This is a genomic window from Longimonas halophila, from assembly GCF_002554705.1.
Taxonomy (GTDB): Bacteria; Bacteroidota; Rhodothermia; order Rhodothermales; family Salinibacteraceae; genus Longimonas; species Longimonas halophila.
In genome coordinates this window covers 49,455-63,215 of sequence record NZ_PDEP01000008.1, presented here as the reverse complement: position 1 = coordinate 63,215, position 13,761 = coordinate 49,455, and the positions used below count along the sequence as shown (strand labels likewise).

General features: G+C 54.8%; 15 protein-coding genes. 2 read left to right on the top strand and 13 right to left on the bottom strand.

Translation table 11 applies throughout. The features are described 5' to 3' along the window. Positions 1–45: 45 nt before the first annotated feature. The 9 genes from CRI93_RS09465 to rfbB form a co-directional block, all read right to left on the bottom strand. The gene (locus CRI93_RS09465; protein ID WP_098062394.1) at positions 46–1,161 is read right to left on the bottom strand and encodes a glycosyltransferase family 2 protein; all 1,116 of its coding nucleotides are present in this window, start codon (positions 1,159–1,161) and stop codon (positions 46–48) included. A 14-nt stretch (positions 1,162–1,175) separates the two neighbouring features. Further along, on the bottom strand, positions 1,176–2,345 hold the full coding sequence (locus CRI93_RS09460) for a DegT/DnrJ/EryC1/StrS family aminotransferase (protein ID WP_098062393.1): 1,170 nt from the start codon (positions 2,343–2,345) through the stop codon (positions 1,176–1,178). Beyond that, positions 2,342–2,881: an acyltransferase gene (locus CRI93_RS09455; protein ID WP_098062392.1), complete on the bottom strand. Its 540-nt coding sequence runs from the start codon at positions 2,879–2,881 to the stop codon at positions 2,342–2,344. The genes CRI93_RS09460 and CRI93_RS09455 overlap by 4 nt, the downstream gene beginning before the upstream one ends. Next, positions 2,878–3,300, bottom strand: coding sequence for a sugar 3,4-ketoisomerase (locus CRI93_RS09450; RefSeq protein WP_098062391.1), 423 nt, complete (start codon positions 3,298–3,300; stop codon positions 2,878–2,880). Before CRI93_RS09450 ends, CRI93_RS09455 begins: the two co-directional genes overlap by 4 nt. A 1-nt stretch (position 3,301) precedes the next feature. Beyond that, the gene (locus CRI93_RS09445; RefSeq protein ID WP_098062390.1) at positions 3,302–4,168 is read right to left on the bottom strand and encodes a sulfotransferase domain-containing protein; all 867 of its coding nucleotides are present in this window, start codon (positions 4,166–4,168) and stop codon (positions 3,302–3,304) included. After that, on the bottom strand, positions 4,165–4,572 hold the full coding sequence (locus CRI93_RS09440) for a sugar 3,4-ketoisomerase (protein ID WP_098062389.1): 408 nt from the start codon (positions 4,570–4,572) through the stop codon (positions 4,165–4,167). Before CRI93_RS09440 ends, CRI93_RS09445 begins: the two co-directional genes overlap by 4 nt. Beyond that, a complete protein-coding gene (gene rfbA / locus CRI93_RS09435; protein ID WP_098062388.1) occupies positions 4,565–5,443 on the bottom strand; it encodes a glucose-1-phosphate thymidylyltransferase RfbA in 879 nt (292 codons plus the stop codon). The genes CRI93_RS09440 and rfbA overlap by 8 nt, the downstream gene beginning before the upstream one ends. Before the next feature lie 255 nt (positions 5,444–5,698). After that, positions 5,699–6,055 carry an endonuclease domain-containing protein gene (locus tag CRI93_RS09430; protein ID WP_098062387.1) on the bottom strand — a complete coding sequence of 119 codons (357 nt, stop codon included), beginning with the start codon at positions 6,053–6,055 and terminating at the stop codon, positions 5,699–5,701. Between the two features lie 156 nt (positions 6,056–6,211). After that, complete coding sequence (gene rfbB, locus CRI93_RS09425; RefSeq protein WP_098062386.1) at positions 6,212–7,276, bottom strand: dTDP-glucose 4,6-dehydratase; 1,065 nt, start codon at positions 7,274–7,276, stop codon at positions 6,212–6,214. A 1,312-nt stretch (positions 7,277–8,588) separates the two neighbouring features. Here rfbB and CRI93_RS15155 point away from each other — a divergent pair. Together CRI93_RS15155 and CRI93_RS09415 are read left to right on the top strand one after the other, a co-directional pair. Beyond that, entirely contained in the window at positions 8,589–8,942 is a 354-nt protein-coding gene (locus tag CRI93_RS15155) for a PIN domain-containing protein (RefSeq protein WP_141491650.1), read from the top strand. A gap of 163 nt (positions 8,943–9,105) precedes the next feature. Then, on the top strand, positions 9,106–9,315 hold the full coding sequence (locus tag CRI93_RS09415; RefSeq protein WP_098062384.1) for a hypothetical protein: 210 nt from the start codon (positions 9,106–9,108) through the stop codon (positions 9,313–9,315). A gap of 250 nt (positions 9,316–9,565) precedes the next feature. Here CRI93_RS09415 and CRI93_RS09410 read toward each other — a convergent pair whose 3' ends face one another. The 4 genes from CRI93_RS09410 to CRI93_RS09395 all read right to left on the bottom strand — a co-directional run bounded on the left by CRI93_RS09410 (position 9,566) and on the right by CRI93_RS09395 (position 13,457). Next, complete coding sequence (locus CRI93_RS09410; RefSeq protein WP_098062383.1) at positions 9,566–9,922, bottom strand: endonuclease domain-containing protein; 357 nt, start codon at positions 9,920–9,922, stop codon at positions 9,566–9,568. Between the two features lie 210 nt (positions 9,923–10,132). Further along, complete coding sequence (locus CRI93_RS09405; RefSeq protein ID WP_098062382.1) at positions 10,133–11,932, bottom strand: ABC transporter ATP-binding protein; 1,800 nt, start codon at positions 11,930–11,932, stop codon at positions 10,133–10,135. 900 nt (positions 11,933–12,832) lie between these two features. After that, entirely contained in the window at positions 12,833–13,237 is a 405-nt protein-coding gene (locus tag CRI93_RS09400) for a DUF5615 family PIN-like protein (RefSeq protein ID WP_141491649.1), read from the bottom strand. Continuing rightward, complete coding sequence (locus CRI93_RS09395) at positions 13,209–13,457, bottom strand: DUF433 domain-containing protein (protein WP_098062380.1); 249 nt, start codon at positions 13,455–13,457, stop codon at positions 13,209–13,211. Before CRI93_RS09395 ends, CRI93_RS09400 begins: the two co-directional genes overlap by 29 nt. Positions 13,458–13,761 lie beyond the last annotated feature (304 nt).

Here is a 13,761-nt window from a genome sequence, read left to right as displayed (position 1 = left end):
CGTACTTGCTAAGTTTTTTACATTTGCATGCCTAGTATTTTTTATCTATCGGGTTTGTGGTTTAGCACTCATACCGAGTTTCTGAATGAGTCTCCAGTATTTAGCTCGAATGCAATTCTTTATGCTACCTCCTAAAAATCGAGTTAGATTACTTAATAACAAGAACATGTTAAACAACTTTTTTCTTTTTGCAAACAGGATTAATGTATCGGTTAATTCTTTTAGGGCTTTCGCAACCTCACATGCGAAGACTAGTCTTGATACCAGACTAACACAGGAGCCTAATATTTTGCTTTCGATGTCTTCTCTTGTACTTCTGTCATCACAAACTGATAGCATATTTTTTAGTGTATCATTATTCGCTTTTACTCGAATTAGAGGAGTTTTTGAACTCCAGATACTACTATCATGAACGCGATACACTGCAGGGTCAATCTCTTCTTGGAAATGACCTTTGCCATACCTGGCAAGTAAACTTATTGTCACTTTATCTTCATTGATACAGAAAATGAGTTTCTCTGGTACTTGCTCAAATATGTTCAGTACGAATAGAGAAAGCGCAGGAAAATATGCTCCACTCATCATATCTTCGGAGGAGAAGTCTCGCTTGTTCTCGTCTGGCGTTTTTGACTCACTGACCACCTTTCCTTTGTCGGCGGCCACTTTAGCATCATGGAAGGAGAGGGCATATTCACTGTTTGCCTGCAAGAAGTCATGCTGCTTTTGTAGTTTCAACGGATCCGTCCAATAGTCATCTCCCGACAGAATTGCAATGTATTTGCCTCGCGCACTGAACGTGTTATACCAGTACTGGAAAAGGTGTGTGGGTCTGCCGTGCAGGTGGATGTTATTCTCGCGGTGGTGGAGCTGCAGACGAATCAGGTCGGGGTACTGCTCGGCGTATTCAATGCAGATCTCGCGCGTGCCGTCGGAGGAGTCGTCGTCCCCTAAGACGATTTCCATCGGAAAATCCACCTCTTGCATGAGGACGCTCTCGATTGCCTCCCGTATGTAGTCGGCATGGTTGTAGGTCAGGAGGTGAACCGAAACCACAGGGTCAGGAACGGCCTCACGTACGTTGTTTGGGTACTCTTCAACAGGCACCTTCTCGTAGCGCTCCTTGAACGCTTCGAAGTCCAGCATTTCTACTTCGGACGGCATACGTGCAATCGGGTTTACTCTGCGGCAGGATAGCTATTGACAGCCTTGATGACTTCATTCACTTCAGCATCCGTGAGATGCGGCCCCATCGGCAGACTGAACACCTCTTCATGAATCTGCTCAGTGATTGGAAGGTCCTTCTCCTTCCAGTCTGCATAGGCCTCCTGGTGATGCGGAGGAATCGGGTAATGAATAAGGGTCTGAACGCCTTGCTCATCAAGATACGCCCGAAGCTCATCCCGCTCCGCATGACGCGACACAAAGAGGTGCCATACGTGGGAATCCACATCAGTTACCGGTTTGGCAGATGAATCGACAGTAGCGGGCCCATTGTCTGGCCCACTGAAGTCATATACCGTCGGGAGGGCCACATCAGGATGCTCAATCCCGCTCAGGTACTGCTGCGCAATCTCGCGACGACGCTGGTTCTCCTCAGGGAGATGCTGCAATCGCACGCGAAGGAAGGCAGCCTGCATCTCATCAAGACGCGTGTTGTAGCCCTGGTACTTGTTTTCGTACTTCACCTCCGACCCGTAGTTGGCCAGTGTGCGGCATGTCTCGGCCAGCTCGTCATCATCTGTGGTAATTGCCCCCGCATCCCCCAGTGCCCCCAGGTTCTTCCCTGGATAGAAGCTAAATCCGGCAGCATCGCCGAGTGCTCCTGTGCGGGCTTCCTGAAAGTACGCCCCGTGCGACTGCGCAGCGTCCTCGATCAGCTTGAGGTCGTGGGTCTCGCACAGTTCGCCGATCTGGTTGGTGTAGGCGTTCTGCCCGTACAGATGCACGATCATCACTGCCCGGGTGCGATCCGTGATCTTGGCCTCGATACGAACCGGATCGATGTTGTAGGATGCCGGATCGGGCTCCACAAGAACAGGCGTTAGATCATTGTCTGTAATCGCCAGAATCGATGCAATGTACGTATTGGCCGGTACGATTACCTCGTCGCCATCTTCCATCGCGCCAAGCTCTTTGTAGGCGCGAAGAATGACCCGCAGGGCATCCAGTCCATTTCCAACACCAATGGCCTGAGACGCACCTACAAACTGTGCAAACTCTTCCTCAAATGCGCCCACCTCGCTGCCAAGCAGATACCACCCCGAATCGATCACGCGGCGTGCGGCCTCATGAAGTTCGTCTTGGTATGTAGCATTGATGGCTTGTAGATCTAAGAACTTGATCATTGCAGGACGGGCGTTTCTTCTTCAAGGATGTATTGGTTGCCATCTTCGTCTACGAGATTGGGACCAAGCATGGTTTTGTCTCTTGTGACATAGCCGCGATGTTTGGCAGGATTACCAAACCACACCGTATGAGGCGGGGCATCTTTGGTCAAGACAGCACCTGCTCCAATCATTGCGTGATGCCCGATGCGGAGCCCGGGGAGGATCGTAGCATTCGCTCCAATTGATGCCCCCTGCTCTACAATAGTTCGCTCAAACGCCTCGGGGTGCTGCTTCGAGCGTGGCGCAGCGTCGTTTGTGAACGTCGCATTCGGCCCCACGAAGACCTGGTCTTTCAGTGTGATTCCGTCCCACACCTGCACGCCGCTTTTGACCGTCACATCATTCCCAATCACAACATCATTCTCGATAAAGACGTGGCAGTTGATGTTACACCGGGCGCCAATCTGGGCACCAGGTAGCACCACACAGAACTGCCAGATGGTCGTGCCGTCCCCAATAGCCTCGGTTTGCACATCAGCCGTTTCGTGGATCATTGTTTTGCAGCGTAATCGAGGAAGGCATCGTAGTCACGGATGTAGTCAGCTTCGTCGTAAAAGTGAGAGGCCAACACCAGACACACCGCGCCTCCTGAAAAGTCTCGTTCTCCCGCCCAGATGCCAGGTGGAATGTGTAGCCCCTGGCCTGGACGACGAAGTTCTACGGTCTTGGTGTCTGCTCCATCATCGAGCCGAACACAAAAGCTTCCACTTGCAGCAATGAGAAGCTGGTGGCATTCGTAGTGTGCATGCTCCCCCCGGCTCTTTCCACTGGGAATGTCATAGATATAGAACACCCGCTGTACTTCAAATGGCAACCCATCGTCATGCTGGACAACACTCAGGTTGCCGCGGCGGTCACTAACTTTCGGGATCGATACGATCTCGCAGTTTTCAACTGACGTCCGGTGCTCCATCTTACAGGTATTTCTGTGTCGTCTTCCACTCATCTGACAAGAGTCCCAGGCGCTCTTGCAACCTGATATCATCCTCCATTAGATCATACACAAGTTGCTCTTCCTCTACGCCAAAAACCTTAGGCTCATACGTTTTGGTGAACCACTTCTTCACATAACTAACAGCAGGAAGAGAAAAAAGAACGTCGGGCAGTGCTTGTCGGAGTCGGATCAAAAAATTAGGAGCCGTGACGACTTCATTTTTCTTCGTCACGTTCTGACGGCGTGTGTCAATTCCCTCAATAGGATCCAAGTTAAGAAAATCGAGGCACTTATGCAGGACGGTCTCGGTAGACGTTTTTAGAGACTCCGTTGTCAGGTAAAGAATCTGATCTCGCTCAAACACATCCAGATATCGCTGGAACTGCTCTCCATATCTTGAGAAGGCCACATAATTCTTGTAATTGCCTCCGAAGTGGACATCGGGATGATATGGCTTCTCCTCCCATTTCAGAATCTCAGTACGAAAGTCATTTTCAATCTGCCCCATGCACCAGAGCCAGTTGAAGTGCGAGAACACGCGCTCAATCGGATCACGAGCGATAATAATGAACTTGGGATCTGGTACTGTACGTTCAATACGTTCAGGCGCTTCTGGTGTGATCATATATGTCGTACTTGCCTCCATTCGGTACCTAAACCGCGTTGAGGTATCAAATTGACGCCTGAATACTTCTTCTCTTCTCTCAAACTGTCTCGCCTTCGAAAAGACGTGCGGCTCTTTTCCCTTAATGCCATCAATATCGGGATGCTGGCTGAGGTAGTGGTAGAGGCTGCTTGTACCACTTTTAGGAAACCCTGGGATAATTAGATTAGGGCGTACCTTCATTCTGCTTTTTCCTTGAAAAGATTGAAATCGCGCACATAGTCATCTTCGTCGTAGCATGTAGAGGCAATGACAAAAGCCACCGCGTTGGTGCTAAAGTCTTCCATATGGCGCCACAGCCCGTTAGGGACGTACAACCCATAATACGACCTATTCAGATTGTACGTGGCGTTTTGTTTTCCGTCGTTCACCTTCACACTAAAGCTTCCAGAAAGCGCGACAATCACCTCCTGCTGGCGTTTAAATGCGTGGCCGCCTCGCTCTTGTCCGCCTGGAACATCGTAGATCCAGTAGACGCGTTTCATCTCAAACGGGAGATCTCCGTTCTCCACAAACGTCAGATTGCCACGTTCGTCTTTGACTTTCGGAAGATCTATAACCTCTACTCGCTCCAGCGTACTATCCATGGATTTCAGAGTCACCTAACTTACGGAGGTATTCCCCATACTGCGTTTTTCGCAATTCCTCTGCCTGCTCACGCAGATCGCTGTCACTGATCCACCCCTGCCGCCAGGCCACCTCTTCAATGCAGGCGATCTTCAGGCCCTGACGCCGCTCAATGATCTCCACAAAGCGCGAAGCCTCACTCATCGCCTCGTGGGTACCGGTATCGAGCCAGGCGTACCCGCGGCCCAGCGTGCGTACGTGTAGCGCATTGTGCTGCAGATATCGCTTGTTTACCGACGTGATCTCCAGTTCGCCACGATCGGAGGGATCAACGGTCTGCGCAATGTCCACAACGCGGTTGTCGTAGAAGTAAAGTCCGGTTACTGCGATGTTGCTCTTGGGATTGTCGGGCTTCTCCTCAATCGATAACGCCCGGCCCTCCGCATCCACCTCAACGACGCCGAAACGCTTGGGATCGCGCACGCGGTAGCCGAAAACCGTTGCACCGTCTAAGTCAGCGACCGTGTCTTTCAGAATGGGACCGAAGCCCTGTCCGTAGAAAATGTTATCGCCCAAAATGAGCGCGACATCATCATTACCAATAAAGTCGGCTCCGATCGTAAAGGCCTGCGCAAGCCCCTTCGGCTCCGGCTGTACTTCGTACTGCAGGTTCACCCCAATGTGCGACCCATCGCCCAGCAAGCGCTGAAACGCCTCCTGGTCGTGCGGCGTGGTGATGATGAGAATATCCCGAATCCCCGCCAGCATCAACACCGACAGCGGGTAGTAGATCATCGGTTTGTCGTGCACAGGCAGAAGCTGTTTCGACACCGCGTGCGTCACCGGATACAGCCGCGTACCGCTTCCTCCAGCGAGGATAATGCCTTTCATGAAGTGTATTGTGTATGGAGAAGATCAGTGTGCAACGTAAAGTTGAGACCACCCCGCCCCGACAGTTGTCGGAGCACCCCTCCTTTCCGGCTATCGCCGGTAAGAGGGGGAGTTTGGAGGTTCGTCGCGTTGGTGTTGGGTTTTCAATGATTTAGGAGTAACCTACACCGCAAAACTCTCCCCCTTAGCCAAGGGGGAGATGTCCACAGGATCACGCCTTCGGCGAAGCCCGAAAGGCAGAGGGGGTTGTTCACGTTACTCATCAAACTGCTTTTTAATGTATGTCAATACCCCGTCTGGATCCTCAAACACCTGCTTGTTCTCAAAACGAATGACACGAATGTCTTTTGCCTCTAAATATGTCTGTCGCTCTGCGTCATATTCGCTACGAAGCGGGTCGTCGTGCGAGGCACCATCTAACTCAACGGCAAGACGCTCACCTGGACAGTAGAAATCCACGATGTATGGCCCAATGCTATGCTGGCGTCTGAACTTGCGTCCGGCGAGCTGTCTCTTTTTTAGCGCACTCCACAACTGGACTTCAGCGGGTGTGGCATTGTTGCGGAGCTCTTTGCGGCGTTGCTTCAGTGATTTTCGGTTGTGTAACTTCATGCGCACCCCCAATCGTGTTTTTTTGGTATGGATGCTTTAATCACCGCTCATTAGATCAAACCCCCTCTCCCTTCGGGTTTCTCCCCCTTTTCCAAGGGGGAGACATCCAGAGAATCATGCCTTCAGCGAAGCCCGAAGGGATAGGTTTGAAATATATCAACTCGCCGTCCCCAGTCGCCCCAGATCATACGTATCGGCCGTCACCGTCTCGCACCAGTCGATGTGGGCGAGATACCACTGAACGGTCTTCTGGAGGCCACTTGCGAAGTCTTCGTCAGGCGTCCAGCCCAGGTCGCGTTCAATCTTCGAGGCGTCGATGGCGTAGCGGTGGTCATGGCCGGGACGATCGGTTACGAAGGTAATGAGATCGCAGTAGGAAGACAAGTCCGCCCCCGGCTGCAGGGTGTCTAAGATGTCACAGATTGCGTGAACAACGTCGATGTTCTGCTTCTCGTTGTGTCCGCCAATGTTGTATGTTTCGCCGACGGTGCCGTCGGCCAGCACCCGGCACAGCGCACGCACATGGTCCTCCACAAACAGCCAGTCGCGTATGTTCTCGCCGGTGCCGTAGACCGGAATGGGCTCCTGCTGCAATGCCTTCAGAATCACCACCGGCATAAGCTTCTCCGGGTACTGGTAGGGTCCGTAGTTATTCGAGCAGTTGGTGATGAGCGTGGGCACGCCGTAGGTGTGGTGCCAGGCGCGCACGAGGTGATCCGATGCCGCTTTCGTGGCCGAGTAGGGTGAGCGTGGGTCGTAGGGCGTCTCTTCGGTGAAGTACCCCGTATCACCCAGCTCGCCGTACACCTCATCGGTGGAGACGTGCAAAAACCGAAACCAATCGTCTGCATCCGCCGCGTCCAGATACGCCCGCGTCACCTCCAGAAGCGTGTGCGTGCCCACGATGTTCGTCTGCAAGAACGCATCCGAGCCGTCGATGGAGCGGTCCACATGCGACTCTGCCGCCAGGTGCATCACCGCATCGGGCTCGTGCGTGTCGAACGCCTGCCGCATGGCCTCCCGGTCGGCAATGTCAGCCTGGAGAAACGTGTAGCGCTCCGAATCCGCGACCGGTGCGACGGTGGAAGGATGTCCGGCATAGGTGAGCGCATCCACGTTCACGACCTGGGCGTCGGTGGTGCGAATCAGATGCCGCACGAGGGCCGACCCAATGAATCCACAGCCGCCGGTGACGAGGATGGTTTGATACGGAACGTCCATGTACTGAAAATAGGGGTGCTGGGGGATGCGATACGTGGTGCCTTCCCGTATAAGAAGACGTGGGCGTGAGGGTCCCGCGCTACTGATATATCCGTTTGAGGGACAGTTAGCCTGAGACGGGTATTCCGACAGCGGTCGGAAGGACGTCTCGGGCGTCGCATGCGCACCCACCCCTCAGTCGCTGACGCGACCGCTCCCCTCTCCAGGGGAGCGGGTTGGGGGTTGTGCCTTCCTGTCCGAACCTGCCCCCCACCATGATGTTATCCTGAGCGCCGCAGATGCATCACAGAGATGAAAAGTCCGACCGCCGTCGCCCCAGACTCCTGTCGGGGGGAAGGATCTCCCACACGCTCAGCACGACGCTTCACTCGCCTCCATAGCCGGGTAACCTGTGCCGACCACTGTCGTCGGTACCGCTTGCATCCCCGGCGGTATCTGGACGGGGCAGAGGGGCCATAGGTCATGCTGATTGTGCCTTGCGACGAGCGTAAGCAAAGCAACCTTAGCCAGGGAATGGATCCCGGATCAGCGGTGCCAGGGGCACCTTGTCCGGGATGACACATTGGTACGTGGTGCTGAACTTTATGTTATACTCAATGCCCCCACTCGGGTGTCACCCTGGACGCAGTGAGCTTGCGAACGGAGATCCAGGATCCAGGCGTCTACCCTGCCGCAAACTTCCGAATCTCGCTTGCATTTCCAACGCTCCTCGTCACGTGCGGGACGTGCCCACCTCTCAGTCGCTTGCGCGACAGCTCCCCTCCCCAGAGGAGCCGTTGGGGGTTGTGCCTTCTCCTCCGAACCTCCCCATCACCATGATGTCATCCTGAGCAGAGCAACGGCGACAGCCGGTGCAGCGCCGAAGGATCTCCTACACGCCGTCCCTGCACGTGCGGCATCCCCCCTCTCTCCTTCGGCCGTCGACACTCCTGCGTATGCTAAGTCTTCTCTGCATCCCCGACAATATGCACGGGGCGGAGCCCCTAAAGGGCACCGTCACAAGGCGGAGGGGCCGCAGGTCATGCTGGTTGTGCCTTGCGACGAGCGGGTCATGGATACGAGAACCTGAATTGAATCGCTTTTGTAAACACCCACGACATAAATTAAGGGTAGCGGTTCAATGCTAAGTGATGTAGGAAACATGACAGTAGCCGGAGACTGGGAGCGCCGACTGGCGCGGACGTCTCCGGCGCGGACGAACGGAGGACCGTTCGCCCCAGTCAACGTTTTTATCAGAGGGCTATCACTTAAGGTCTATCCACTACCAAATTAAGTATCTTCTCTTCTTTACTGAAGAGCTACCTTACAAGGCATGACGATCTACCTTGACACGTGTGCTATCCAGCGTCCCTTCGATGACCAGACCCAGCTTCGTATTGCGCTGGAATCGGAGGCTGTTCTTGCAATTATTGAACACGTCGAGAACGGTGAGATAGAACTTCTCTCCAGTGAGATACTGCTTGTTGAAACTGAGAACAATCCACATCCCAGACGCCGTGCGTTTGCATATGACGTACTTTCCCTTGCCACAGACACTATAGAAGTTACAGCATCCGTCGAAAAGAAGGCACGGGAGTACTCACAGCTGGGAATTGGAGCTGTTGATGCCGTGCACCTGGCAGCAGCCGTGCATGGTCCGGCTCGCGTCACTACGATTGGCCCTTAGCCGCCTCTAACGGCATATCAAAACAGGTTCTAAGACCCAAGACACTCGGGTGCTCACTCCCGTAGAATGGGTCGAGGATTACGCAACGCATTGAGCGCAACGGGTACATCTCCTGCGCACAACAACGCACAACCAATCTAATAATCCACAGGGTGGTATCACCATGAAAGTTAACACCAAACCACTGAATCAGATCAATGAAGAAGCCATCCGGGTTTTGACGCGTGAATTGGGCCCGTCGGACACGGCTCGGTTTATCCACCAATTTACGACGGGAGATGGAGATTATACTGCTGAGCGGCGCGAGCGCCTGCAGGACGCCTCTATTAGTGATGTCATGCAGGCCATCAAAAAAACACCGGGATCGTTCTGACTCATGAGCCGACACCAGACCCGCACAGCAACAACCGAGCACTGCCTGTCATCGCGGAGAAGCTGGGTGAAGCGATCTTTCCGGCTGACACCGGTAGGAAGGGAGTTTGGTAGATCGCCGCCTTGGCGTTCAGTTCCCATAAGCTCCGAATGAACATACACCTCGAAACTCTCCCCCTTAGCCAAGGGGGAGATGTCCACAGGATCACGCCTTCGGCGAAGCCCGACAGGCAGAGGGGGTTGGATCCCTATCACTCACGAAACTGCTTCTCGATGTACGCCAGCACCCCGTCTGGATCCTCAAACACCTGCTTGTTCTCAAAACGAATGACACGAATGTCTTTTGCTTCCAAGTACGCCTGTCGCTCTGCATCATATTCGCTACGGAGTGGACCATCGTGCGAGGCGCCATCCAGTTCGATCGCAAGACGCTCATCTGGACAGTAGAAATCTACGATGTATGGTCCGATGCTATGCTGTCGTCTGAACTTGCGTCCGGCAAGCTGTCGTTTCTTCAATGCGTTCCACAACTGGGCCTCTGCAGGTGTTGCGCTGTTGCGAAGCTCTTTGCGGCGTTGCTTCAGTGATTTACGGTTGTGTAATCGCATAGGCTCAAGACCAATTTGTTTGGCTGGTGCACGGGACCACCCCGCCCTTCGGGCACCCCTCCTTTCCGGCTGGCGCCGGTAGGAGGGGAGTTTGGAGGTTCGTTGCGTTAGTGTGCAGCTCTCATAAGCTCCGAATAACCATACACTTTAAGACTCTCCCCCTTAGTCAAGGGGGAGATGCCGACAGGCAGAGGGGGTTGGTTTGTTAGTCTACAACCGCTGCATCTCCACCATCTCCTGAAAGCGGGAGCCGTCGTGGTTGCGGAGGTCCGTGTAGGGGCCTTCTTCGATGACTTCGCCCTCGTCCATAACGTAGACGTAGTCCACATTCTTGATGGTAGAGAGGCGGTGCGCGATGATCACCACCGTCATCTCGCCTTTCAGCGCATCGATGCTGTCCTGGATGTAGCGCTCCGACTCCGTGTCCAGCGCGCTTGTGGCTTCGTCTAAGATGAGCAGGTTGGGACGCTTAAAGAGCTCGCGCGCCACAAAGAGCCGCTGGCGTTGTCCGCCCGAGAGCCGCACGCCGCGGTCGCCCACGACTGTCTGGTAGCCGTTCGGCAGGTCCTCAATGAAGTGATGCGCGTAGGCACGCTTAGCGGCATCGTGAATGCGATCGCGGAGCTCCGGATCGTCCTCAATGTTGCCCTGCCAGAGACTGATGTTGTTGGCAATGGTATCGTCGAAGACGACCGTCTCCTGTGATACGTAGCCAATCTGCGAGCGCCATGAGTTGAGGTCGATCTCAGGGTGTGGCACATCGTCGATCTCCACCGTGCCGGTATCCGGCTTTAGGAGCAGCGTGAGCATATCGACCAGCGTCGACTTACCCGCGCCCGACTCGCCCACCAGGGCCACGGTGGTGTTGGCGGGGATAGTCAGGCTAATACCGCGCAGCGCATGGTCTTCATCTTCCCCATAGGCAAACGACACGTTGTCCAGTTCGATGGAGCGGTGGAGTGGCTCCAGCACATGCGATCCCGTCTCTTCTCTGTGCTTATGCACCATGTCGAACTCGTCATCGACCATCTCAACGGAGCCGATCTTATCCATCGTCTGCTGCCAGCCGCTCTGAATAGAGATCATCGCCTGCATTCCCCGGTGGAAGAGCAAGAGCGCAACAAAGATCGGAGCAATCGGATCCTCAAAGACCGTGACCTGCACGATGATCAATCCAATGATCAGCAGCACAGACACCGGTTCTTTAAGCGAGCTGGTAAACGCTCCTGCAATGCGCTGTTTAAAGATGTAGCTGGTGAGGCGCTTCACACTACCCAGCACGCCAGTACGCAGGTGGGCGGTCTGGTTTGTGGATACGATATACTTCAGCGACTGTAGCGACTGCACGAGCAGCTTATTGAGCTCACTCATCTCGCGCGAGCGCATTCGCGAAAGGCGGCGCACATAGGCGTTCAGGTACTTAAACAAGAAGAGCAGCACGAGCCCCACACCAATCGCCATCAGCGCAAAGTTCCACGCAATGAAGAACGCAAAACCGAAGTAGCTAATCGCCGTGACAGCCTGTGTCAGGAAACCTGTAAAGTTCTGAAATGACTGAAAGAACTGGTTCACCTGCCCGTTAATGACATTGATGAAGTGCCCGGCATTCTGCTTGATGTAGTACCGGTAATCCATGCGGCTGTAGGCATCGAAGAGCTTGGTTTTCAGCTCCCGCAGCAGTCGTGACTGCAAGTAGCCAATGTATCCGCCCTTGGCAAATGCTAAGCCCCCTTTTGCAATAAAGATGAATGCAATCAGGCCCAAGATCCCCACCATCGAGTCGGCAATGCCCAGCAGCTCCAGGAAGCTGTAGAGCAATTCCTCGGCGGTGCCCATGTCCTCGGCGGGTCCGCCGGACTGCGAGGCGCGCAGCAGCGGCAGGAGCATGGTGATGCCGAAGCCCTGGGCAAAGGCCGTGGCAATGGTCAGCACAAACACCAGGTATATGCGGCGCCCGATGTACCGGCGGTACGTGCGGAGATAGCCCAGAAGGTCACGAAAGGTGCTCATAAAGTGGGAGCGGGCGTGAGTGCAGGTCAGTAGAAGTGGTTGTGTACGGTGTAATGCACCGCACAACGTATGCCGCATCATATATCAGACGGATGCGTTGCGGTTTCGTTGAATTGCGTGTGGATGCGGGGTTCAGGGGTGGAGGGATGGATGGGTGGAGGGATGGACGGTTAGGGGGAAGGTGGGCGATTCTCTTAGGTGGGGGAGTTGTGCCGAGTGCTTTCGAAGGTCGGTTGCGTCTCCGGCAGCTTTATCCACCCCTCAGTCGCTGGCGCGACAGCTTCCCTCTCCAGGGAAGCGGGTTGGGGTTTACACCTTCGCCCCCCCCACCCCGATGTCATCCTGAGCGGCGCAGATGCGCCAAGCATCTGCAGAGTCGAAGGATCTCCTCCACGCTCAGCACAATGCCTGCGACCTCAGCATCTCCTGGATCCCGGATCAAGTCCGGGATGACTTGATGAGGGTGCTTCCGTAGCCAGGGCTCGCTCGCGTCCTCGCCCTTCCTCGTCATGCGCGGGACGTGCCAGTCCCGCGCTACTGATTTCTCCGACACAGAAAGCCCACAGTAGCCCGGGACTGGGAGCGTAGCGGACGTCCCGGGCGTCACATGCACATCCACCCTTCAGTCGCTGGCGCGACAGCTTCCCTCTCCAGGGAAGCGGGTTGGAGGGCACCTTCCCCTCTGAACCTCCCCCCACCCCGATGTCATCCTGAGCGGCGCAGATGCGCCACGGAGACGAAAAGTCCGACCGCCGTCGCCCCGACTACTGTCGGGGGAAGGATCTCCCACACGCTCAGCACAATGCCTGCGACCTCAGCACCTTCTGGATCCCGGATCAAGTCCGGGATGACTTGATTGGGGGGGCGCTTTCCATAGCCGAGTGCTTTGTGCCGACCGCTTTAGGGCTGCTTGCGTTTCCTGTACTTCTTTCCATCGACGATGAAGAGCGTTCCGGCGAACGAGGTCTCCGTTTGGAGCATCATCGTTAACGTGCGATGCACAGCGCGGACTTGCCCTGGATCAGGAGAGACGTTGAGTACGATGATGCCGTGATGGGATGAGGGAGGATACGAGCGGACATCGCCGAACCCACGATCGGTCGTCACCAGAACAGCTTCTTTACCTAAGGCCGTCTGGTAGACCTCGGCATCCGGTGCGCCCGCCATACCGAGATCTTGAACACGATGTACCGTGCATCCTGCTGCTCGCATCATTCGAACGGTCTGCGTAAATGTGCATTCATCCGCAAGAAACACCGGTTCCTGGTTCGATTCCTCACTTTCTGGCGGGCTTTGATGTGGCATAGACCTCTTCCTCTTGCACAACGGTATGGGCGTACCGGATGCAGGCTAAGACATCCTCACGTGTGATGTGGTCGTAGTACTCGTTGATGATCTCGCTGATAGAGACCCCTTCTCCCAAGAGGCCAAGCACCATGTGAACAGGAACCCGGGTGCCTGCAATGACGGGCTTGCCGTGATGCACCTCAGGATCAACTTCTATGCGATGGGCAATGGTAGCCATGGGGTGTCTGGGTCGTGTGGAGTACCATGTTTACGGAAATGGTACGTCTGCCAAAGCCTATTCGTTCGTATGGTGAGCACTCCCTGTGTGTGCTCCACCTTTTTGTTGCAGGCGTGCACGCGTCCGTCGCGTTCGCGACAGTTCCCTTCTCCAGAGGAGCGATTTGTGGTTTACGCCTTCCCCCACATCCCCCACCACCATGATGTCATCCTGAGCAGAGCAGCGGCGACAGCCGGTGCGGCGCCGAAGGATCTCCTACGGGCTTAGCACGAGGCCCCACCTGGATCTACTTACAATCCTCAAC

Bases quoted from the DNA above. Each gene is read 5' to 3' on its own strand.
- CRI93_RS09465 (WP_098062394.1), bottom strand. From the start codon at position 1,161: ATGCCGTCCGAAGTAGAAATGCTGGACTTCGAAGCGTTCAAGGAGCGC.
- CRI93_RS09460 (WP_098062393.1), bottom strand. From the start codon at position 2,345: ATGATCAAGTTCTTAGATCTACAAGCCATCAATGCTACATACCAAGAC.
- CRI93_RS09455 (WP_098062392.1), bottom strand. From the start codon at position 2,881: ATGATCCACGAAACGGCTGATGTGCAAACCGAGGCTATTGGGGACGGC.
- CRI93_RS09450 (WP_098062391.1), bottom strand. From the start codon at position 3,300: ATGGAGCACCGGACGTCAGTTGAAAACTGCGAGATCGTATCGATCCCG.
- CRI93_RS09445 (WP_098062390.1), bottom strand. From the start codon at position 4,168: ATGAAGGTACGCCCTAATCTAATTATCCCAGGGTTTCCTAAAAGTGGT.
- CRI93_RS09440 (WP_098062389.1), bottom strand. From the start codon at position 4,572: ATGGATAGTACGCTGGAGCGAGTAGAGGTTATAGATCTTCCGAAAGTC.
- rfbA (WP_098062388.1), bottom strand. From the start codon at position 5,443: ATGAAAGGCATTATCCTCGCTGGAGGAAGCGGTACGCGGCTGTATCCG.
- CRI93_RS09430 (WP_098062387.1), bottom strand. From the start codon at position 6,055: ATGAAGTTACACAACCGAAAATCACTGAAGCAACGCCGCAAAGAGCTC.
- rfbB (WP_098062386.1), bottom strand. From the start codon at position 7,276: ATGGACGTTCCGTATCAAACCATCCTCGTCACCGGCGGCTGTGGATTC.
- CRI93_RS15155 (WP_141491650.1), top strand. From the start codon at position 8,589: ATGACGATCTACCTTGACACGTGTGCTATCCAGCGTCCCTTCGATGAC.
- CRI93_RS09415 (WP_098062384.1), top strand. From the start codon at position 9,106: ATGAAAGTTAACACCAAACCACTGAATCAGATCAATGAAGAAGCCATC.
- CRI93_RS09410 (WP_098062383.1), bottom strand. From the start codon at position 9,922: ATGCGATTACACAACCGTAAATCACTGAAGCAACGCCGCAAAGAGCTT.
- CRI93_RS09405 (WP_098062382.1), bottom strand. From the start codon at position 11,932: ATGAGCACCTTTCGTGACCTTCTGGGCTATCTCCGCACGTACCGCCGG.
- CRI93_RS09400 (WP_141491649.1), bottom strand. From the start codon at position 13,237: ATGCCACATCAAAGCCCGCCAGAAAGTGAGGAATCGAACCAGGAACCG.
- CRI93_RS09395 (WP_098062380.1), bottom strand. From the start codon at position 13,457: ATGGCTACCATTGCCCATCGCATAGAAGTTGATCCTGAGGTGCATCAC.